General features: G+C 53.8%; 20 protein-coding genes and 1 tRNA gene. 11 read left to right on the top strand and 10 right to left on the bottom strand.

Annotated elements, in window-relative coordinates:
- Positions 1–2 precede the first annotated feature (2 nt).
- From D5085_13775 to D5085_13785, 3 genes are all read right to left on the bottom strand, one after another.
- Positions 3–686, bottom strand: coding sequence for a response regulator (locus D5085_13775; GenBank protein ID QEP44094.1), 684 nt, complete (start codon positions 684–686; stop codon positions 3–5).
- 12 nt (positions 687–698) lie between these two features.
- Positions 699–2,135, bottom strand: coding sequence for a histidine kinase (locus tag D5085_13780; protein ID QEP44095.1), 1,437 nt, complete (start codon positions 2,133–2,135; stop codon positions 699–701).
- 180 nt (positions 2,136–2,315) lie between these two features.
- On the bottom strand, positions 2,316–2,663 hold the full coding sequence (locus D5085_13785; protein ID QEP44096.1) for an iron-sulfur cluster assembly accessory protein: 348 nt from the start codon (positions 2,661–2,663) through the stop codon (positions 2,316–2,318).
- A 136-nt stretch (positions 2,664–2,799) separates the two neighbouring features.
- On the opposite strand from D5085_13785, the gene D5085_13790 reads away from it, so the two are divergent.
- The 3 genes from D5085_13790 to D5085_13800 are packed head-to-tail and all read left to right on the top strand — an operon-like array spanning position 2,800 to position 5,897.
- Positions 2,800–3,636 (top strand): hypothetical protein, encoded by an 837-nt coding sequence (locus tag D5085_13790; protein QEP44097.1) that lies wholly within the window; start codon positions 2,800–2,802, stop codon positions 3,634–3,636.
- Positions 3,629–4,708 (top strand): AAA family ATPase, encoded by a 1,080-nt coding sequence (locus D5085_13795; GenBank protein QEP44098.1) that lies wholly within the window; start codon positions 3,629–3,631, stop codon positions 4,706–4,708. The genes D5085_13790 and D5085_13795 overlap by 8 nt, the downstream gene beginning before the upstream one ends.
- A 7-nt stretch (positions 4,709–4,715) precedes the next feature.
- Positions 4,716–5,897, top strand: a complete 1,182-nt coding sequence (locus D5085_13800; protein ID QEP44099.1) for a hypothetical protein — start codon at positions 4,716–4,718, stop codon at positions 5,895–5,897.
- Position 5,898: 1 nt separating this feature from the next.
- Here the strand turns inward: D5085_13800 and D5085_13805 are convergent.
- Positions 5,899–5,972, bottom strand: a tRNA-Cys gene (locus tag D5085_13805).
- A 217-nt stretch (positions 5,973–6,189) separates the two neighbouring features.
- On the opposite strand from D5085_13805, the gene D5085_13810 reads away from it, so the two are divergent.
- From D5085_13810 to D5085_13830, 5 genes are all read left to right on the top strand, one after another.
- Positions 6,190–7,338 carry a LysM peptidoglycan-binding domain-containing protein gene (locus D5085_13810; protein QEP44100.1) on the top strand — a complete coding sequence of 383 codons (1,149 nt, stop codon included), beginning with the start codon at positions 6,190–6,192 and terminating at the stop codon, positions 7,336–7,338.
- 6 nt (positions 7,339–7,344) lie between these two features.
- Complete coding sequence (gene dprA, locus D5085_13815; GenBank protein ID QEP44101.1) at positions 7,345–8,436, top strand: DNA-protecting protein DprA; 1,092 nt, start codon at positions 7,345–7,347, stop codon at positions 8,434–8,436.
- 64 nt (positions 8,437–8,500) lie between these two features.
- Entirely contained in the window at positions 8,501–8,986 is a 486-nt protein-coding gene (locus D5085_13820) for a DUF494 domain-containing protein (protein QEP44102.1), read from the top strand.
- Between the two features lie 52 nt (positions 8,987–9,038).
- Complete coding sequence (topA, locus tag D5085_13825) at positions 9,039–11,375, top strand: type I DNA topoisomerase (protein QEP44103.1); 2,337 nt, start codon at positions 9,039–9,041, stop codon at positions 11,373–11,375.
- Positions 11,376–11,394: 19 nt separating this feature from the next.
- Positions 11,395–11,586, top strand: a complete 192-nt coding sequence (locus D5085_13830) for a hypothetical protein (protein QEP44104.1) — start codon at positions 11,395–11,397, stop codon at positions 11,584–11,586.
- A 36-nt stretch (positions 11,587–11,622) separates the two neighbouring features.
- On the opposite strand, the gene D5085_13835 is transcribed toward D5085_13830, so the two are convergent.
- The 4 genes from D5085_13835 to D5085_13850 all read right to left on the bottom strand — a co-directional run bounded on the left by D5085_13835 (position 11,623) and on the right by D5085_13850 (position 15,602).
- Positions 11,623–12,417 carry a GTP cyclohydrolase I FolE2 gene (locus tag D5085_13835; protein ID QEP44105.1) on the bottom strand — a complete coding sequence of 265 codons (795 nt, stop codon included), beginning with the start codon at positions 12,415–12,417 and terminating at the stop codon, positions 11,623–11,625.
- Positions 12,418–12,500: 83 nt separating this feature from the next.
- Positions 12,501–14,369, bottom strand: coding sequence for a 1-deoxy-D-xylulose-5-phosphate synthase (locus D5085_13840; protein QEP44106.1), 1,869 nt, complete (start codon positions 14,367–14,369; stop codon positions 12,501–12,503).
- Positions 14,370–14,451: 82 nt separating this feature from the next.
- Positions 14,452–15,348 carry a geranyl transferase gene (locus D5085_13845; protein ID QEP44107.1) on the bottom strand — a complete coding sequence of 299 codons (897 nt, stop codon included), beginning with the start codon at positions 15,346–15,348 and terminating at the stop codon, positions 14,452–14,454.
- Positions 15,345–15,602: an exodeoxyribonuclease VII small subunit gene (locus tag D5085_13850; protein ID QEP44108.1), complete on the bottom strand. Its 258-nt coding sequence runs from the start codon at positions 15,600–15,602 to the stop codon at positions 15,345–15,347. The genes D5085_13845 and D5085_13850 overlap by 4 nt, the downstream gene beginning before the upstream one ends.
- Positions 15,603–15,663: 61 nt before the next feature.
- Between D5085_13850 and D5085_13855 the strand changes: the two genes are divergently transcribed.
- The gene (locus D5085_13855) at positions 15,664–16,533 is read left to right on the top strand and encodes a hypothetical protein (protein QEP44109.1); all 870 of its coding nucleotides are present in this window, start codon (positions 15,664–15,666) and stop codon (positions 16,531–16,533) included.
- A gap of 22 nt (positions 16,534–16,555) precedes the next feature.
- Here D5085_13855 and cmoB read toward each other — a convergent pair whose 3' ends face one another.
- The gene (gene cmoB, locus D5085_13860; GenBank protein ID QEP44110.1) at positions 16,556–17,548 is read right to left on the bottom strand and encodes a tRNA 5-methoxyuridine(34)/uridine 5-oxyacetic acid(34) synthase CmoB; all 993 of its coding nucleotides are present in this window, start codon (positions 17,546–17,548) and stop codon (positions 16,556–16,558) included.
- Between the two features lie 17 nt (positions 17,549–17,565).
- Positions 17,566–18,297 carry a carboxy-S-adenosyl-L-methionine synthase CmoA gene (gene cmoA, locus D5085_13865; GenBank protein ID QEP44111.1) on the bottom strand — a complete coding sequence of 244 codons (732 nt, stop codon included), beginning with the start codon at positions 18,295–18,297 and terminating at the stop codon, positions 17,566–17,568.
- Between the two features lie 384 nt (positions 18,298–18,681).
- On the opposite strand from cmoA, the gene aprB reads away from it, so the two are divergent.
- The gene (gene aprB / locus D5085_13870; GenBank protein QEP44112.1) at positions 18,682–19,155 is read left to right on the top strand and encodes an adenylyl-sulfate reductase subunit beta; all 474 of its coding nucleotides are present in this window, start codon (positions 18,682–18,684) and stop codon (positions 19,153–19,155) included.
- Positions 19,156–19,169: 14 nt separating this feature from the next.
- A complete protein-coding gene (locus D5085_13875) occupies positions 19,170–21,167 on the top strand; it encodes an adenylyl-sulfate reductase subunit alpha (GenBank protein ID QEP44113.1) in 1,998 nt (665 codons plus the stop codon).
- Positions 21,168–21,223: the final 56 nt, after the last annotated feature.

Here is a 21,223-nt window from a genome sequence, read left to right on the forward strand (position 1 = left end):
ATTTACTCGATCTCCTCGCTCGGCTGCCGACCGCAGTAGTTATTCTCTACGGCGATAACGGCCGCTTCAACGCGGGAGTGGACTTCGAGTTTGCGTAAAATCGATTTAACATGCAGTTTAACGGTGCCATCGGAGATACCGAGATTTTTGGCGATCATCTTATTACTCTGCCCCTCGGCCACTAGGCAGAGGATCTCCATTTCGCGGCGGGTGAGCTGCTCTGCTGGGTGGGTGGTGGCGGCGGCGCTAGCTTCAGCCGTCTGGTGTTCCCCCTGAAACAGCCGCGCGAGTAAGCCGGCGAGTTCGGGAGCAACGACACTCTTACCGGCGACGATATCTCTTAACGCTTTCACTAGCTCCATCGGCTCCATATCTTTGAGCAGGTAGCCGTTAGCCCCCTGTTGCAGGCAGGCAAGTAGATCGCGCTCCTCATTACTGGTGGTTAACATCACTATTGGGCGGGTAAAGCCGCAGGCTCGTAGCCCCGCTAACACCTCTAGCCCGCTCATCTCCGGCATACGCATATCGAGCAGAACCACATCGGGTTCGATCTCGCGGGCCTTCATAAAGCCTTCGCGACCATTGCCGGCGGTAGCGATAACATCGATATCGTGCCGCTCTAGCAGCGTCTCTAAACCGCTACGAAATAGGGTGTGATCATCGACAATGAGAACTTTAACAGTCATAAGTTAGCGGCTCTAAATTAATGCAAAATGTTGATTATTCTGTATTTGGCTATACTTGTGCGTGGTGAAGAAGAGGTGGATTCGGGTTCCCTCCCCCGGTTCGCTCTCAATCTTTAACTCTCCGCCTAGATAGCGTGCCCGCTCCTGCATAATCGATAGGCCGAGATTTTCACCCGGGTGATCGCTAATATTGTTAAGATCGATGCCGATGCCGTCATCCTCAATGAGGACAGTATAGTCGCTCTGGTTGTGGCTGCGAAGTAGGACGCGCACCGTATGGGCTTGGCTATGTTTGCGAATATTAGCTAGCGACTCCTGCACAATGCGTAAAATCTGTAGCTCCATATTGGCCGGTAGCTTTGCATCGTTCCACTCTCGCTGTAGCAGCACCCGCATCTGGGTCTGGGTACGGAAGTTGCTGATGAGATCTTCGAGCGCCGGCATGAGCCCCCGTTTATGCATCGGGGCACGAAAGTGGGCTAGTAGTTCACGCAGTTCAGAGTAGGCCTCATCTAATCCCCCCTTAATCTGTTGGATTTCGTGGTGAATATCTGCTAGCGCAATATGGTTAACGCTATCATCGAGCATACTAATCTGAAACCGCAGGCTAGCTAGGGTCTGCGCTAGTGAGTCGTGTAGCTCGTGCGCGAGGGCGTTGCGCTCTTTCATTATCGATAGCCGTTTTGACTCGTCATCGAGCCGCGCCTTCTCAATCGCCATCCCTAGATGCTGCCCGACGCTAGAGAAGAGGGCACTAATTTCGCTATCGAACTCAACCCCCTTGTCGGGATCGATAAAGAGGTTATAGATACCGAGCGCTCGCCCATGGTACTGTAGCGGCACGGCGATCATCTTATTGCCTTGATTGTTTAAAATGGGACTGCCGAGTATGCGCTGGCAGTTATTCAGATCGTGCTCTACCCCGGGTTCACCGCTACGGGAGACGCTACCGCAAAGACAGTGGTCGATCGCCAACTGCTGCTCATTTTGCAGCGTCTGCTTATCGATACCGAAACTGGAGACAATCTCCATCTTGCCGTTATCGTGAATCAGCCGTACCATGCCCGCTTTGGCGTTAATCATGTTACGCATGGTGTGGAGAAAGCGGGTGAGTAGATCGCTAGTGTCACGGGCGGTATTGATACTGGTGGCGACATCGTAGAGGAGTTGCAGCGATTTGGTCTTCTGTTCAAACTGGGCGGTCTGTTTTTTGACCGCACTTTCGAGATCGAGTGAGACCTGATCGACATGCTGCATCATTCGATTGACATGGGCCGCACCCGCGTGTAGCGCCCCCATGCTCTTAGCTGGCAACCTAGCGGTGGTGTTGCCTTGACGAATCTGCTCCGACCAGTGATGGAACTGTTCTGAGGGGAGAATGAGCTCCTCAATCAGTCGCACCGTCTGCCATAGCATGGTTAGGGTCAGCAGGGTTGTCGCAATTAACATCCACCATAAGCCGCCTTGATGGGGGGCAAACCAGTAGAGTAGGCTTAGCTGTAACAGCGATAGGCAGAGAGTCCCTCCGAGCAGAGTGGCGAAGCGTCTGCTGCTTGATAGATGGAGGCGCCCCCTTAGAATGAGGGGGGCGATATAGCGTGTTAGAGACTCGATTCGGTTCAAGTCAGTTTAGACGGTGCCACTACCGCAAGAGGTGGCATTAGGGTTTGGAGGGACGAAGTTAGGATCGTTGGGGTTTAGGAAGATAAAGTGATAGTCGCCCTCGCCGGGGTTGAGTTCATCGTAATCGATCTCCATCCCCTTAATGAGCGGGCCATACTCAGGGGCGAAGATCAGGGTCACATCGTGCATGGTAAAGACCATGTCATCCTCTTTAGCCTCATCAAAACCCATACCGTACTCAATCGAGCCATCAAGACCCTTTTTGGCAGCGATACGCAGCGCCATACTTTCGGCGTTGCTCTGACGGGCGGAAATTTTAATCTGCTTAGCAGCAGGAGCGGTAACGGTAATCATGGTTAAAGGTCAACTCTCACAGATGGTAGGGGATAGCCGACTCTGGCCAAGCCGACAGAATGAATTTATAGTAGTGTGCCGTAAGGGGGATTACAACCCCCGCTCATGGCTGTGACATTAACGGGAGAAGAGCAGAATGACGGGCAGTGAGATCAAAAAATTGCTACAGCGCCACTTTGTGGCACAGGTGCCATTTGTGTTAACTGAGAGTGAGGCGCAGCGTAACTACCTAGAACAACTTGCAGAGGAGATTCGACAACGCTACGCTGATCACGATGTCGAAATCGGTGTTCACCAAAATAGCTTCTATCCAGACAGAGGCACGAGTCACTACCTGTTGCGCCTTAATTTCTCCTGCCCAGATGCGAGTTACTATAGTCTGTATCAAAGAAAACTTAAGCACTACGGCTACGGTTACTACGGGCATAAGCAGGTTGCTGAAGTCAATATTCAGTTCTTTCTCCCAAGCGACCGCAGTAACAATGTCGATTTAGCTCCGGGAGAGCTCTACCTGAAGCTCAATAGTTTAATGCTGCGTTGGAGTGCTGATCGGCAACCGCTGTGGCTCTGTTTAGATAAAATTTACGAAAAATTAGAGCAGCAGCAGGGAGCGGTACAGAAGCAAGAGAAGGTGATGCAGCTACAGTTACAGGCGATAGAGGGGAAGGTAGAGCAGCTCGCTCGGCGCTATCGGCTCTACCACAATTTTAAGGTGATGTCGAAAAAGATCCGTATCGCACTCGCGACCGAAGATATCAGCGGCTATATCGAATTTGATATTAAGTGGAGTGAGTTTCAGCAGGCGATGCGTAAGATTGAGCAGGTGTTCGATGCCTTCTTCAGCCTACACCAGCTGAAGGTGGTCAATCAGATCCGCTTTAATAAAGTGTCAGTCAAACATTTGGTGAACACCCTGTCGCCGCCACCGGAACCAGAACCCAACGCGGAACAGATAGGAGCGATAGATGATTAAAATCGGTGTGACGGAGCTAGAGACGATTTTGCAGACAACCCCCGCGAGCCAAAATATTATGTTGGTTGGCCGCCACGGTATCGGCAAATCGCGCATTATTACCGACCACTTTCAGCGGCAAGGTGAGCGGGTGATTACCTTCTTTTTAGGACAGATGAGCGATCCGGGTGATCTGATAGGGTTAATGTATCGCGATGAGCAGAGCCACCGCTCCCGCTTTATGCCCCCCTACTGGTGGCCAGAGGGGGAGGAGTCGGTGGTGCTGTTTCTGGATGAGCTAAACCGAGCCCGGCCAGAGATTTTACAAGCGGTGATGGATTTAACCCTCAATCGCCGTTTAGCTGGCCGAGAGCTGCCATCGGGGAGCCGTATCCTCTCCGCTATCAATAACGGCGAGCTCTACCAGACGACCGATCTCGATCCTGCGCTGGTATCGCGCTTTAATCTCTATCAGTTTGAACCGACGCTGGAGGAGTGGCTCGACTGGGCGCATGGTGCCGCGATTCACACCTCGGTGATTCAGCTAATTCAGAGTCAGCACCACCTGCTCGATGGCTCGTTAGCTGAGATCGAACTTAGCGGTGATCTGTTAGAGAAACAGCCCGATCGCCGCGCATGGGAGCGGGTGAGCGACTACCTCAAGGTGGTGACAGAGATTGGCCCGACCCACATTAAAGCGCTTGCCGGTATTATCGGTGTTGGGGCAGCGCTGGAGCTGCAAAGGGTGTTACAGAGCCAGCTTGCCCTAAATAGTGAGGATATTTTAGAGCGCTTTAGCCGCCAACGAGGCAAAATAAAGGCGCTATCGCTGCCTCAGTTAGCCATACTCAACGAGCAGATCGCCCATCGTCTGAGTGAGGGGCATAAGAGTGACAAAACGGTGGCGAAGTGGCTTAAAAATCTACACGGCTATCTAAGCGAGCTACAGCAGCTAGAGCAGCGAGAAGCGGTCGCCCAGTTCGCCTCGCTCCTTGGCCGACCGAAATTTAAGCAGGTCGCCTCCCTAGTCATGATCGAGTCGGATGAGCTGATGGCGCTCTTAGCCGACTATATCGACACCATTCAACTCTAAGCCCCCTATGGCCAATAGCCAACCGAGTAGCGGGGCGCTACAGCGGCAGCTACAGCAGATTGCTGAGGCGTGGTTCATTACCGAACCACTACTCTTTGCCGTCTGGACACTGCACCAGTTGCAGCCCAATAGCAAGATAGAGACGCTTCGTAGCGGTGCGGGCCGAATCGAGTATAACCCAGACTACCTAGCCACTTTTGAGCTCCCACTGTTGAGGGAGATGCTGCGAGTGGAGCTGGTGCGATTACTGCTACAACACCCCTATAGTCGCCAGCCCGACCATGCTGAGCTGGCCTATTTAGCCAGTCATATCACTCTAAAAGAGGCGCTTCAGACGCCGTTGCTGCTGCCGAGCGCCTTTGAGCAGTTCGGCCACCATGAGTACGATAACCACTATTTTGAGTTCTACTACCAAAAACTGCTGACCGATGCCACTCTAAACCGAGGTAGTCGCCACTCTGCGCCACCGAGCCACTTAACGGCACCGAGCCTGGCGGTTATGGCGCAAAATAGTGAGCTGTGGGGGGAGAACGACTACTTCCAGCAGCTCATAGCGCAACAGGTGGAGCAGGCCGATATTGATCATCGCAGTTGGGGCACATTAAGCGCATCGCTACAGCAGCAGATTAAGGCGAATCAGCGGCCGAAGCTCAACTTTATCGATCAGCTAAAGCGGTTTCGATCCACACTGCTCTCGAACGAGAGGGTGGTGACCCGTATGCGACCGAACCGGCGCTACGACTTCCTCTATCCGGGCAGTCGGCGTGAGTTTACGACCAAACTGCTATTTGCGATGGATGTGAGTGGTTCAGTGACTGACCGAGAGCTCAATTTAGCGCTCTCAACGCTTAACCGACTCTTTCTTTATGGTATTCGCACTATCGATATTGTCACCTTTGATACCGAAATTCACGATCAGTGGCGAGGGGTGAAACGGCAGCGGCCCGAGTTGACGATAACCGGACGGGGAGGGACTTCGTTTCAGGTGGTGATCGACTATCTCAATCACAGCTCCCCCCCTTATGATGGCTGTATTATCTTTACCGATGGCTTCGCTCCGGTGCCGACTCGGCCACAACGGCGAACCCAACTACTGTGGCTGTTTAATAGCGCAGCTAACTACCGTCATCAGGTAGAGGCGTTAAAGGGGGTAGGGAGGGTGGCTTCTATTGAGCCGGTGAGGGTGTGAGTGGAGGCCAGGAGCGGAATCGAACCGCTGTACACGGCTTTGCAGGCCGCTGCATGACCACTCTGCCACCTGGCCACTCGTTTGACGGGGCGCATTATAGCTAAACCGGTGCCTAGTTACCAGAGCAATCTGCGGTTGTTATATGTATCATTTTGATTTATATATATATTTAATATAAGGAGCGCGATGATTCTATGGCTGAATACGGCGAATGATGCCATTTTTTGGCACAGTGTGGCAAACTAGGCCTCTGGGTTAATCGTAACCGTAATGGTGGTTTGGGAGTAAATCTATGAAAAAAAATGGTTTGTTGGCATGGGGAGCGGTGGTGGTGGTGTCGATCCTCTGCGGCTGCTCAGGGAGTCAGGTGAGATATGAGCCCCCCGTCACTCCCTCTGAGGCCGTATCAGAGCCAACTTCGGTCGAGCTGACGCCAACCCCCGATAGCGCGGTGGTAAAAGAGTCTGCACCGCAGCTCTATACGGTAGTCAGCGGAGATACGCTGTGGGATATTGCCAGCCGCTTTTTAACCGATCCTTGGCGCTGGCCGGAGGTGTGGCAAAGTAACCCCCAAATTGAGAATCCCCACCTTATCTTCCCCGGAGATCAGCTTAAGCTGTTGATGGAGGGGGGGCGAGCGGTGATTCGCAAAGTGGAGGGGGAGCAGGTTCGCTGCGTGGGCTACACCGAAGAGGGGCGCTGTATTGAACGCCTATCGCCACAAGTTCGGGAGTCCTCGCTCAAAGGGGCGATTACTACCATTCCTGCCAATGTTATCACCCCCTTCTTGCGCCAACCGCGAGTCATGTCGCCTAATAGCTTAGATGATGCCCCCTATGTCCTCTCTAGCGCCGATGAACACCTCATTGCCGGGACTGATAATCGTATCTATGCGCGAGGCATTCAGAGTAAAATGACCTCCGACTATCTAGTCGTTCGCCCCGGTACCATCTATCGTAATCCAGACGATAGTGACGATATTTTAGGCCAAGAGGCGCTCGTGGCGGCCGAGGCGCGGCTGGTTCGGTTTGGTGATCCGGCCACGCTCGACATTGTCGATGCTGAGCGGGAGGTATTAAATGGCGACCGGCTGATTCCGCTAGTAGAGCAGGGGCATCAAAATAACTATCTGCCCCATTCACCGCCGGAGGGGGTGCGTGCCCAGATTATGGCCGTGTTAGATGGGGATAGGTTGATTGGGCAGTACCACGTAGTGGCGCTCAATATCGGGCGAGAAGATCAGATTGAGAGTGGCCATGTGTTAGCCGCCTATGACTCGGGGCGCCAAGTGCGCGATTTTGCCACGGGGGAGTGGCTGAAGCTGCCAGATGAGCGCAGTGGGCTATTAATGGTGTTTCGGGTATTTGAACGGATGAGCTACGCGCTAGTGATGGAGGCGACACTGCCGATGCGGATAGGTGACCGAATTGGAGCGCCATAAGCCACAATGAGCTCGGAGCAGGCGCGGTTATGGTTTAAATTGGCGCGAGTGAGCGGGGTTGGCGCGATTCGACAGCAGCAGCTACTGCAACGCTATGGGTCGGTGGAGGCGATATTTGCCCAAGGGCCACACGATAGTAGCCTGACCGCAGCGCTGCGCCAAGCGTTAACCGAAGTCGATGAGGCGGCTGTCGATGACGATATGGCGTGGCTAGAGCAGAGTGAGCGCCACTTTCTTCTCACGGTAGCGGATGAGGCGTATCCGCCGCAGCTACGACAGCTAGAGGGGATGCCGCAACTACTCTACGGCATCGGACGGGTTGAGCTGCTGCAAAGCGCCCAAGTGGCGATGGTGGGGAGCCGCAATCCGAGTCATCAGGGGCAGGAGAGTGCCCACGCGTTTGCCCGCTACTTCGCCTCGGTCGGGCTGACGGTGACTAGCGGGTTAGCGCTAGGCATTGACGGGGCTAGCCATTGTGGTGCTCTCGATGGCGGTGGTGATACGATAGCGGTGATGGGAACTGGTATTGATCGCATCTACCCGGCCTCACATCGCGATTTAGCCCACCGCATTGCCGCCAATGGTAGCCTACTGGTGAGTGAGTTTCCGCCGGGGGTCGGCCCACTCGCTAGCAACTTTCCGCGCCGTAACCGGCTGCTTAGCGCCCTCTCTCTCGGAACTTTAGTGGTAGAGGCGGCGCTTAAAAGTGGTTCGCTCATCACCGCCCGCTATGCGAGTGAGCAGGGACGAGAGGTGTTTGCTATTCCCGGTTCGATTCACAATCCGCTCGCTAAAGGGTGCCATCAGCTGATTAAACAGGGGGCCAAACTAGTTGAGGGGGCGCAGGATATTATTGAGGAGATTGCGCCGCAACTACGACACTATCTAACCCAGTTAGATCAAGCCGATTCCCTCTCCGTGGCAAAAAAATTTACCGTCACCGAACAGCAGTTAATTCATGCGATAGGGGATGGGCCGACGCCGATGGATACAATCATTGCCCGGAGTGGATTGACTGCTGATCGGGTTTCCTCCATGCTGTTACAACTGGAACTGGAGGGGCATGTCTCATTCTCCCCTGCCGGATACTCGGTTTAGCGCCGACATTCGTTGGTGAATTACCACCGCAACTCTATAAGCTGCCGATTGATGAGGTCATTACATGAAGCAAGATATGTTCGATATCATTCTCTATCTATTTGAAAATTATATCTATGAGGATGAGGTTCTCGACTCCGAAGAGTTAGACGAAGAGCTGCTACGCGCCGGTTTTCAACCTCACCATATCGATAAAGCCTTTGACTGGATAGATAGTCTATCGGTCGCCGAACAGCTAGAGGGGCACGCTCTACCCTTTACCAGACCCCCTAGTTCAACCTCCATACGACACTATACCCCCGATGAGATGCGGTGGCTCGATCTCGAATGTCGCGGCTTTTTACTCTATCTGGAGCAGATGGGAGTGTTAGAACATACTAGCCGTGAACGGGTGATTGATCGGGTGATGGCGCTAGAGCGGGAGCCTATCGAGCTAGAGCAGCTAAAGTGGGTGGTACTTATGGTACTCTTTAACCAGCCAGGTAGTGAGGCGGCAGCGGCATGGATTGAAGAGGTGGTCATTGATGAGATCGCTCTCCACATCCACTAATCTCGCCTTTAACCCCGATTGAGAGTCGTCAGAAAGTACAGGATAGCAGCGTATGGGAAAGAGTCTGGTCATTGTTGAATCGCCGGCGAAGGCAAAAACGATCAAAAAATATCTAGGGGGTGACTATGAAGTACTCGCCTCTTATGGCCATATTCGCGATCTACTCCCTAAAGAGGGGGCGGTCGATCCGGCTAACAATTTTGCGATGAAGTATGAGTTAATTGAGCGTAACAGTCGCCATGTTGATGCCATTGTTAAGCAGCTACGCGGTGCCGATCAGCTCCTGCTAGCGACCGACCCCGATCGCGAAGGGGAGGCGATCTCATGGCACCTGTTGCAATATCTACAGAGCCGTCGTGGCTTAATGAAAGATAAGCCGGTAGGCCGAATTCAATTTAACGAAATCACCAAACGGGCGATTCAAGAGGCGGTAGAGCACCCCCGCCCGATTGCGATGGCGCTGGTCAATGCCCAGCAGGCGAGGCGAGCGCTCGACTATCTGGTCGGCTTTAATCTGTCGCCGCTACTGTGGCGTAAAATTCGCGGTGGCCTCTCGGCGGGGAGAGTGCAGTCACCGGCGCTGCGGTTAATTGTCGAACGAGAGGAGGAGATAGAGCGCTTTATCCCGCAAGAGTACTGGACGATTGAGGCGTTAGTCGCCCAACAGGGGCAGCCGGAGCCAGAGCCGTTTAAGGCGCGTTTAATTCAGCTAGAGGGTAACAAGCTGGATCAGTTTGATCTCAATCGGGCCGAGACGGCCCACAGTGCCGAGGCAAAAATTGCTGCCGCTGCCAATGGACGGCTACAGGTAGCTAAGGTCGAAAAAAAGCAGCGTAAACGCAACCCCGCCCCCCCTTTTACCACCTCAACGCTACAGCAGGAGGCGTCACGCAAGCTCGGTTTTGGCGCTCAGCGCACCATGCGGATCGCCCAGCAGCTCTATGAGGGTATCGATATCGGTGGCGAGACGGTAGGGCTGATTACCTATATGCGTACCGACTCGGTGAACCTCGCTAGTGAAGCGATTGAGGAGCTACGACAGTTTATTGTTAGCCGCTATGGCACCGCCACTCTCCCCCCACAGCCGCGACTTTTTAAAACCAAATCAAAAAACGCCCAAGAGGCGCACGAAGCGGTACGACCGACCTCTGCGATGAGAACACCACAACAGCTCGCCTCCCATCTAACCAAAGAGCAGCTACGACTCTATGAGCTGATCTGGAAACGGACGGTGGCCTGCCAGATGAAGTCGGCGACCCTGAATACCGTCGCTATCGATCTGATTGCCCAACAGATCGCCACTTTTCGGGCCAACGGTTCGGTGGTAGTCGATCCCGGTTTTATGACCGTCTATCAAGAGGGGCGGGACGACAGTAAAAACGATGAGGGTGAGAACCGTATTCTCCCGCCACTGCAAGAGGGAGAGTGGGTTGATCTAGTCAAACTATTGACCGAGCAGCACTTTACCGAACCGCCTCCGCGCTTCTCTGAAGCGACCTTGGTTAAGACGCTGGAGGAGTATGGCATTGGGCGCCCCTCGACCTACGCCTCGATTATTTCGACCCTACAGCAGCGCGACTATGTCGAAATGGATAAAAAGCGCTTTATTCCGACCGATGTCGGGCGCACGGTTAACCGCTTTTTAACCGAACACTTTACCCGCTATGTCGATTATGAGTTTACCGCCCGCCTAGAGGATGAGCTCGACGCCATCTCTCGGGGGGAGGAGGAGTGGATTCCGTTACTGCACCGCTTCTGGCAGCCGTTTCATACGCTAGTCGAGGATAAAGATCAGAGCGTTAGCCGCAAAGATGTCACTGAAGAGAGGCTAGAGGAGAGTTGCCCGGAGTGTGGGCAGTATTTAGTGAAAAAGTTGGGCAAAAGGGGGCGCTTTATCGGTTGTAGTGGCTATCCCGATTGTAGTTACACCCGTAACCTAGATGGGGAGTCGAGTCAGGAGCGGGCCGAACCGGAGCTAGTTGAGGGGCGAAACTGCCCTAAGTGCAACTCCCCCTTAGTCTATCGCATCGGCCGTTACGGTAAATTTATCGGCTGTAGCGGCTATCCGCAGTGTCGCCATATCGAGTCGCTAGAGCAGCCGCAGGATACCGGAGTCGAGTGTCCAAAGTGCCATAAGGGGACGCTACAGCAGCGCAAATCGCGTCGGGGGAAGCTCTTTTACTCCTGCGCGACCTACCCTGCGTGCGACTACGCAACCTGGGATCTACCACTCGCCGAGCCGTGCCCTGAGTGTGGCTGGCCGATATTGACCCTTAAAGTGACCAAACGACGCGGTGAGGAGAGGGTCTGCCCGCAAAAAGAGTGCGGTTATCGGGTCGCGGTGGCCGGTAGCGGTGAGACGACCGCCAGTGCAGAGCAAGAGCAATGAACAGTTAGGTAGAGTGTTAATGGAGCAGAGTGCAGCGGGGGCTTATGAGCAGATTCTGGAGCAGGCCTGTCAAGCAGGTTGCGAGCAGGTGCGATGGATGATTACCCAATTAGAGCAGCGGCAGCTTCCAGAGCTGTTTGCGCCACTGACTATCGAGCAGCAGCGGCAGATATTGGGGGAGTTAAAACAGATTATGAGAGTGTACGATTGAGACTCTGCCCCCCAGCGGGGGGCTAGCGCTTATTATTTATTTGGTATGCTCAATCAGAGCGTAGGCTGAGTGGTTGTGAATCGACTCAAAATTTTCTGACTCAACGATATAGCGGCTGATGCGCTGATCTTGATTGAGCTGCACCGAGACATCGCGCACCATATCTTCGACAAATTTGGGGTTATCATAAGCCCGTTCGGTGACATACTTCTCATCGGGGCGTTTTAACAGACCGTAGAGTTCACAGGAGGCCTGACTCTCGACCATATCGATAATATCCTCTATCCAGACAAACTCTTTTGTTGCCACGGTGACGGTGACATGGGAGCGCTGATTGTGGGCACCATAATCGGAGATCTTTTTCGAGCAGGGGCAGAGGCTAGTGACCGGTACCACCACCTTTACCATCAGGGTAGGGTTATCTGCGGTAATTTCGCCAATAAAGGTCACCTCGTAGTCGAGCAGACTCTGTACCCCCGATACCGGCGCGGCCTTATTGACAAAGTAGGGGAAGGTCATCTCAATGTGGCCTGATTCGGCCTCTAGCCTTTCGGTCATTTCGACGAGCATATCCTGAAACGATGTCACCGATAGCTCGCGTTCGTGGTTGTTTAAAATCTCCACAAAACGGGACATATGGGTGCCCTTAAAGTTGTGTGGCAGATTGACATACATATTGAAGTTGGCCACGGTGTGCTGTTCGCCGCCGGTGCGATCTTGGACCCTGACTGGGTGGCGAATATCTTTAATTCCCACTTTATCAATGGCGATGTGGCGGGTGTCTTCACTGTTTTGAACATCGGCGATGTTGTTACAATCGGCTTGATTCATACTCGATCCTGTCTGTTGGCTATATTCTCTATCCTAAATGCTGCAAAGTTCAGGCTAGGTTTAGAGGTCAATGTGGGGCTAGTTTAGTGGTTCGCAACCATCAATTTATCGATGGCAGCGCAAATACCTGCTCTGTCTAACTGGCACTGCTGTAGCAGCTCATCACGGCTACCCTGCTCTAGGAACTCATCGGGGTGGCCGAGGGGGATAAGGCGGTTACTCAGCTGCTGCTGTTGCAGCCACTCCATAACCGCACTGCCGGCACCGCCCTGAATGACGCCATCTTCGATAGTGATCCAAAAGGGGTGAGTGGCGGCGAGCTGTTGTAGCAGGGCCGTATCGAGCGGTTTGACAAAGCGCATATTGACCACAGTGGCGTCATAGTGCTGCGCTGCCGCAACGGCGCTATCGATAAATGGCCCAAAGACCAATATAGCGACCCTCTCTCCGTGGCGAATGAGCTCAGCTTGGCCGATAGGCAGTGAGGTTAGAGCGCTATCGATGGCAACATTCGGGCCGCTACCACGGGGATAGCGCACCGCAGCTGGCCCGTGAGGATAGTGGAGTCCGGTAGTCAGTAACTGACGGCACTCTTGTTCATTCGCCGGTGTCATAATGATGAGGTTGGGGATAGGGCGCAGCGCGGCGATATCGAAGCTGCCGATATGGGTCGGGCCATCGGGGCCGACAATGCCGGCGCGATCAATGGCAAACAGGATCGGTAACTTTTGCAACGCCACATCGTGAATCAGTTGATCATAGCCGCGCTGCAAAAAGGTGGAGTAGATAGCGACTACCGGCTTTAACCCCTCACAGGCGAGACCGGCGGCGAGGGTAACTGCGTGCTGTTCGGCAATGCCGACATCAAAATAGCGCTTAGGAAAGGTTTCGGAGAAGGCGACTAGCCCCGAACCTTCGCGCATCGCCGGTGTAATGGCCACTAGATCGGGCTCGGCGTGGCCGCTATCGACTAGCCATTGGCTAAAGATGGCGGTAAAGGTGGGGCGATTAGAGCGGCTAATGGGTTGGCCGGTTTCGATATCGAACGGCCCTAAGCCGTGGTAGCTACAGGGGTTATCTTCAGCCGGGGGGTAACCGCGCCCCTTTTGAGTGACCACATGTAGCAGTTGTGGGCCATCGATTTGAGCCATGTTGGTGAGTGTTTTGCGTAAATTGGTCAAATCGTGACCATCGACCGGGCCGATATAGTTAAAGCCGAGCTCTTCAAACAGCGTACCGGGCACCACCATCCCCTTTAAATGCTCTTCAGCCCGTTTAGCTAGCTCTAGTACCGGCGGCAGGTTGCTTAACACCCGTTTGCTGTTCTGCCGTACTGAGGTGTAGATCTGCCCCGATAGCAGCCGTGACAGATAGTTTGACATACCGCCAACATTCGGTGAAATCGACATCTCGTTATCGTTGAGAACGACCAGTAGATTAGCATCGAGATCACCGGCATGGTTTAGCGCCTCAAAGGCCATGCCCGCCCCCATGGCACCATCGCCGATAATCGCCACGACTTTACGATCCTCTTGGCGATGTTTGGCCGCTAGCGCCATCCCCAAGGCGGCGCTAATGGAGGTGCTGGAGTGGCCGGTGCCGAAGGTGTCGTACTCCGACTCCTCCCGCTTGGGAAAACCGGCCAGACCGTGTCGCTGTCGTAAACTCGCCATCTGTTCACGCCGTCCGCTGAGAATTTTGTGCGGATAACTCTGGTGGCCCACATCCCAGACGAGGCGATCATAGGGGGTGTTAAAGACGGTGTGGAGGGCGATGGTTAGCTCGATAGTGCCGAGTCCGGCGGCTAGATGCCCTCCGGTGCGGCTAACGCTCTCAATCATGAACTGTCGTAACTCTTGGGCGAGCTGTTTCAGTTCTTGGGGAGTGAGTTTGCGACAATCTTTTGGTGTATCAATGGTTTGCAGTAGCGGGTAGGGGGTGGAGTCGGTCATGCGGTTTCAGTATCGTGGTTAGATCAAGGAGGCCCTATGTTAGCAGCTTTTGGTGCGAATGGGGCTAAACATAATAGTGGGGCTAATAGGGGCGTTGGGCAATGTAGTCGGCTAGATCGCGCAGGGGGGCGGCGTGGTGATCGAACCCCTGTAGCGCTTGGTGCGCCTGCTGTTGTAGCGCTTTGAGTTCACTGTAGGCGGCATCGAGTCCGAGCAGCGCCGGATAGGTACTCTTTTGCGCTGCGGCATCAGAGCCTACTGGTTTGCCTAGGGTATCGCTATCGGCAGTGGCGTCGAGAATATCATCGCGCACCTGAAAAGCTAGCCCAATCGCGCGACTATAGTCGGCAAGCCGCTGCCGCTGTTGTGCGGTCGCTGCCGAGAGGGTAGCGGCCATGGCGATGGCGGCGTGGATTAGGGCACCGGTCTTATGGTGGTGAATCTGCTGTAGCTGGCTCAGGGAGACGCGCCGCTGTTCGGCCTCCATGTCGAGCATCTGCCCTCCGACCATGCCGTACTCACCGCTAGCATGAGCGAGTGTGGCTATGAGCTGTAGTGCTCTGTCGGGTTGTCGCTGGAGTGCCTGATCGCCGCTTAGTTGGCTAAAGGCTAGCGTCTGTAGCGCGTCTCCGGCTAATATCGCGACCGCCTCGCCGAACTGGATATGGCAGGCGGGTCGGCCGCGACGGATATCGTCATCATCCATGGCGGGGAGATCGTCATGAATTAGCGAATAGGCGTGAACCATCTCGATCGCTGCGGCAACCGGATCGAGCTGTGGCAGAGGGGTCTGAAACAGCTCGCCGGTAAGATAGACTAGCAGCCCACGAATCCGCTTGCCGCCATTGAGGGTGGCGTACTGCATCGCGGCTGAGAGGGTGGGTGCTGGCGGACGACTCTCGCCGTTTAATCGCTGCTGTAGTTGCTGCTCTAGCCGTTGACGGTAGCTCTCGGCTTTTTGCTGTAGCTGTGGGGTCATGGCCGCTGCTCAGGCTGTAGAAAGTCGCGTAGCTCCTCGCTGCCGCGCTGTTGCAGCAGAATTTGCACCCGCTGCTCCGCCTGTTGCAAAATCTGTTGGCAGTGGCGGCTTAGGGTAATGCCCCGTTCAAAATCGGCTAGAGCCTCCTCAAGTGGCTGATTGCCCTGCTCCATGCGTTGAACTAGCTGCTCTAGTTCAGCTAGATCCTTTTCAAACTGGTGGGCAAAGGTTTGGGTCTCATTTTGTTCAGTCATGATTGCTCTCAGTGAATAAATTGGGGTATGGTAGCGCAATTATTAAGAGGATGGAAAAGAGATGCAAAACAGAAAGGCTATTTTGACGACCGTGGTGCTGTGGGGTATGCCGTTTGCGCTCTCGGCGCTGGAGCTACAGACAGAGGCCGAACAGATGCGTTGGCAGGAGTTTGATAAAGGGCGTGACATTGTGACCGAAAGTGGCTGGCGCTACCGTGTTGGGGTAGGGGAGTCGTGGTCGCTTGGACGAGGGGTGAGGCTGGCGCTGTCGGGCGGTTTAATGACCGGTAAGGTCGATTATGATGGGGAGACCGATAGTGATCAACCGCAAGAGGCGCAGAGCGATACCCTCTATGAGGGGTGGCAGATGGGTAGTCAGCTCTTAGGCCCGTTATGGCAAGAGAGTTGGCGCTGGAGTGCGGCGCTAATCTACGAGCGTTGGGATCGCGATATTCAGGATGTGACGATTATTAACCCCGATAGCGAGCTGACCTATGGACAGGGCTATCTGGAGCACTATGACTCACTGATTGGTCGATTGGGGGTCAACTGGGCTCGTTCTGCTCTGCAGATAGAGGCGGGGGTGGAGTATCCTTTCTACATTGATGAGCTCTATGCCGGCTCCTCATTTTCAACCGATGAGTTGGCTTTAGTCGATACGGCGCTAGAGCCTGAAGCGAAGAGCGTCCCCTATCTACAGTTGGGCTACCAGATTAACTCCCGTTTGGCTCTTAAATTTGGGTATCGGGAGCGAAAGTGGGACGCCTCGGATAGAGCCTATGTCCGTACGGCAGCCGGTGAGATGGTATCGCTCAATAGCTCGGGTGACTTTGTCCCTTTTGTTAACGGCGGCGAGGCCGTGGCGGTGTCACAGCCGCAGAGTCAGGAGCGACTCATTTCACTCGGTGTCGTGATTCAGCTAACCGATTAGGGCCTTGTTCATCGCCCTACCCTTAAACTTTAGCCGTAGCGATGGCCCGTATCGGTGCTGGGTAACCTTCGATAGTGAGGGCAGGATTAGTCGGATCGAGATAGTCGGCTAGAGACTCAAACACCATCCAGCGGGTACGGCGCTGCTCTTCGGGGGTGGTCGGAGTGACATCGACTAACTCCACGCTATGGTAACCGCTCTGCCTAAGCCACTCTAACAGCATCGGTACTGAAGGTAGCGCATAGACATTGTGCATTTTAGCGTAGCGCTTTTTGGGTATCAGACACTCATCTACCGTACCCTCTATCACCAACCCCTCTAAAATGAGCTGCCCCCCAGGGCGCAGATAGCGCCCTAACTGGCGCAGGTGAGCTAGTGGATCGCGTTGGTGGTAGATAACCCCCATCGAAAATAGGGTATCGAAGCAGGGAATGGGAGTCGCAAGCTGTTCTAGTCGCAGCGGCAGCACCGTGTTCGCTCGATGGGCGATAAAGTGGTCGATAGCGCCAAACTGCATCAAATAGCGCAAAGTGGGATCGATACCTAGCACCTGTTTTGCCCCAGCGCCGACCATCCGCCAACCGTAGTAGCCGTTACCGCTGCCGACATCGAGAATTAATCGATCTTGCAGCGGATCGATAGCCTCGGCGAGGCGACGCCACTTCCAGTCGGAGCGCCACTCGGTATCGATAGCGATACCAAACAGCTCAAACGGCCCCTTGCGCCATGGTTGAAACTGCAACAGTAGCTGCTGTAGCTGACTCTGCTGCTCGACGCTTAGATCATCGGCTTGGCCGATGCGAATGGTGTCGCGATTTAGCTCAATCGTGGAGGGGGTGATAACCGGAAACTGGCGCAGAGTTCGTAACCACTGCGGAACATCGCCGTGGCGGGTCGGCTCAAGTGCCGAGGCCACCTGTTGTGGTAACCACTCAAGCCAAGGGGCTAAGGGGGAGTCGGCTAACCCGTGGTAGAGGGGGGTGTAGTCGAGGATTGGGCGCTCAGCTAGGGGCATGACATCAAAGGCAGAAGCTATTTAATCGCCACCAAAGCGGCAAAGTTAAAACACTGGTACCAGAGGTGGATTTGGCTAAATCCGGCCTGCTGTAACCGCTGATAGTGGGTGGTGAGGGGGTCGGGAAAGAGGACATTCTCCAGCGCGGCCCGTTTGCGGCTAATCTCCATGTTAGAGTAGCCGTTAGCCTGCTTAAAGGCGAGCTGCATCGACTCTTGCCACTGCTGCTCGGCGGGCTGCTCAAAGCAGATCTTCTCCGCTAGCATCAGAGCGCCACCGGGCAGTAGCTGGGTATAGATCTGATGGAGTAGCGCAAGGCGCTCAGCGGGGGGGATAAACTGCAAGGTAAAGTTGATCACCACGAGCGAGGCGTTAACTGGGGTAATATCGCGAATATCGCTGCAAATTAGGGTGATAGGGGCCTCTGGAGCCTGTCGTTGCAGATTTTGGCGGCAATTTTGCAACATCACTAGGGAGTTATCGACCCCAAATAGGTGGTAGTCGTGGTGGAGGGTGCGGCTGACCATAGAGAGGGTTGAGGCACCGAGTGAGCAGCCTAAATCGTAGCCGTAGCTCTTCGGCTGTAGATAGCGCGAGGCAAACAGCCCTAGCAGGGCGATAATATCGCCATAACCGGGCACAGAGCGGCGGATCATGTCGGGAAAGACCGCAGCTACCTGCTCATTAAATTGAAAATCGACCAGCATCGGTTGAGGCCGGCTGAAGAGTTGATCGCGTTTGGTTTGCATGGGGCAATTATACCCGTTGCAATAGAAAGAGAGAATCTTTGCTCGCACTAATCGTCGATGTTGTGAACTCTACCTTGGGGAGCATGGCTGGGCTGTCAGGGGGCTGTATTGGCTATTTTTTAGTTTATTTTTAGTCAATTAGGTTGAAACTAGAGTCGTCATGGCACGGGGTATAAAGAATCTTTATGAGTGGCCAAGATAGTTCTGCTTGGTAAAAGCGTTACGATGCGGTTATCTTATGCGCCCCATACAAGGGGGCAGCGCTGAGAAGTTACCAGCCTGCCAATTTTAAATAGTGACGAGCTGCAGTGCCGTCAACATTTAAGGTTTCACGAGCCGCGAAAGCGGTGCAACTGCAGTTGATAGAAAACAGGAGCATACATTATGCCTACATTTGTGCGTACTGATAAGTGCGATGGCTGCAAGGGTCAGGATAAGACCGCTTGCATGTACATTTGCCCACATGATCTGATGAAACTGGACAAAGATGGTTCAGAGACTGGCCATGCCATGAAGTCCTACAACCAGGAGCCAGAGCAGTGCTGGGAATGCTACTCTTGCGTTAAAATCTGCCCACAGAACGCCATCGAAGCGCGTCATTACGCTGATGTTGTCCCTCTCGGTGGTTCTGTGCAGCCGCTGCGTGGTTCTGACTCCATCATGTGGACTATCAAATTCCGCAACGGTACATTAAAGCGGTTTAAATTCCCCATCCGTACCACTCCCGAAGGTTCTATCGATCCTTACGGTAGCAAGCCGGAAGCCGATATGGCTAAGATTACCGAAAACGGTTTCTTTAACCATATGGAACAGAACGGCTACCGCTCCGGTAACCCTGACGAACTGATCGCCAAGTAAGAGGTATTTAGAACATGGCTGAATTTGGAAAACCTGAAGTCGTTGAAGAAGAAGTTGATGTCCTCCTCATCGGTGGTGGTATGGCTTGCTGTGGTGCAGCCTACGAAATTATGCCTTGGGCCAAGCAGGCAGAGGCTGAGCTAGGTCGCGAGCTAAAAATTAAACTGATTGATAAAGCAGCAATGGATCGCTCCGGTGCGGTTGCTCAAGGTCTCTCTGCTATCAACACCTACATCGGTTCCGAGCAGGATCCTGCTGACTATGCTCGCATGGTCTCTAACGATCTGATGGGGATTACCCGTGATGACCTCGCCTACGATCTTGGTCGTCATGTTGACGAGTCTGTCCATCTATTCGAAGAGTGGGGCCTACCTATCTGGAAAACAGATGAGAATGGTGAGCGCCACGACGGTTCTAAAGGCCTGACACCATTGAAAGATGGGGGTAAGCCGGTTCGTTCTGGTAAGTGGCAGATTATGATTAACGGTGAATCCTACAAGTGGATTGTGGCCGAAGCTGCTAAAAAAGCGCTAGGTACTGAGCGTATTCAAGAGCGAGTCTTTATCGTTAAGCTATTGAACGATAAGAATGACAAGAATAAGATTGCAGGCGCTGCCGGCTTCTCTGTTCGTGATAACAAAGTTCACATCTACAAGGCTAAGACTATCCTGCTAGCCGCCGGTGGTTGTGTTAACATCTTCCGTCCTCGCTCAGTCGGTGAAGGGACTGGTCGTGCTTGGTATCCGGTATGGAACGCCGGTTCTACCTACTCAATGGCTGCTGAGGCGGGCGCTGAGTTGACCATGATGGAGAACCGCTTCGTCCCGACCCGCTTTAAAGATGGTTACGGCCCTGTGGGCGCTTGGTTCCTGCTGTTCAAATCGAAAGCGACCAACGCCTATGGCGAAGCCTACATGGTTAAGAACAAGGATATGCTAGATGACTATCCTCCTTATGGTCAGGCAGCCGTTCCCGCCTCTTGCCTGCGTAACCACCTCATGCTCAAAGAGATGAAAGATGGTCACGGCCCAATCTGGATGGATACCGTCACCGCTCTGGCTAATCTGCGTGAGACCCTCTCACCGCGCGAAGTGAAGCACCTTGAAGCAGAAGCTTGGGAAGATTTCCTCGATATGTGTGTCGGTCAGTGCGGTATCTGGGTGGGTGAGAACATTGAGCCTGAGAAGAAGAACTCAGAGCTAATGCCGACCGAGCCCTATCTGCTAGGCTCACACTCAGGCTGCTGCGGTATCTGGACTTCAGGTCCTACCGATGTCGGCGCACCGACTGAAGAGACCGAAGCGGGTGTTCCTGATCACCTCCCTTCAGGCTGGAACTGGGGCTATCGTGGTATGACCACCGTTAGCGGCCTCTTTACAGCGGGTGATGGCGTAGGTGCCTCTGGTCACAAGTTCTCCTCTGGTTCACATGCTGAAGGCCGTATGGCAGCTAAGTCGATGGTTAAGTATGTGCTTGATAACAAGGACTACTCACCTGAGCTCGACACCTCAGTTGACGATCTAGTGGCTGAAATTATGCGTCCGGTTCAGACCTATCTGGAGCACAAGAACTACTCTACTGCGATTGATGTTAACCCTCACTACATCACTCCGAAGATGTTACAGTTCCGTCTGCAGAAGATCATGGATGAGTATGTGGCGGGTGTAGCGACTTACTACACCACTAACGAGCACATGATGGCTGTGGCCGAGCAGAAGCTGGAGATGCTGAAAGAGGACTCTCTGAAGCTGCGTGCTAAGGATCTGCACGAACTACTGCGTGCGTGGGAGAACTACCACCGCATTCTGACCGCCGAGGCGCACCTAAAGCACATCATGTTCCGTGAAGAGAGTCGCTATCCTGGCTTCTACTATCGCATGGACAAGAACTTCGTTGATGAAGAGAACTGGAAGTGCTTTGTAAACTCCATCTACGATAAAGAGACCAAACAGTGGACCTGCTTTAAGCGAGCTCACAAGGATCTGGTCGATAAGTCTAAGCTGTTCAAATAGTCTCTATTTAAGCTTTGACTAAAAGAGGCCGGATGCCGCGAGGTATCCGGCCTTTT

The sequence above is a fragment of the Ectothiorhodospiraceae bacterium BW-2 genome, assembly GCA_008375315.1.
Classification (GTDB): Bacteria; Pseudomonadota; Gammaproteobacteria; order Thiohalomonadales; family Thiohalomonadaceae; genus BW-2.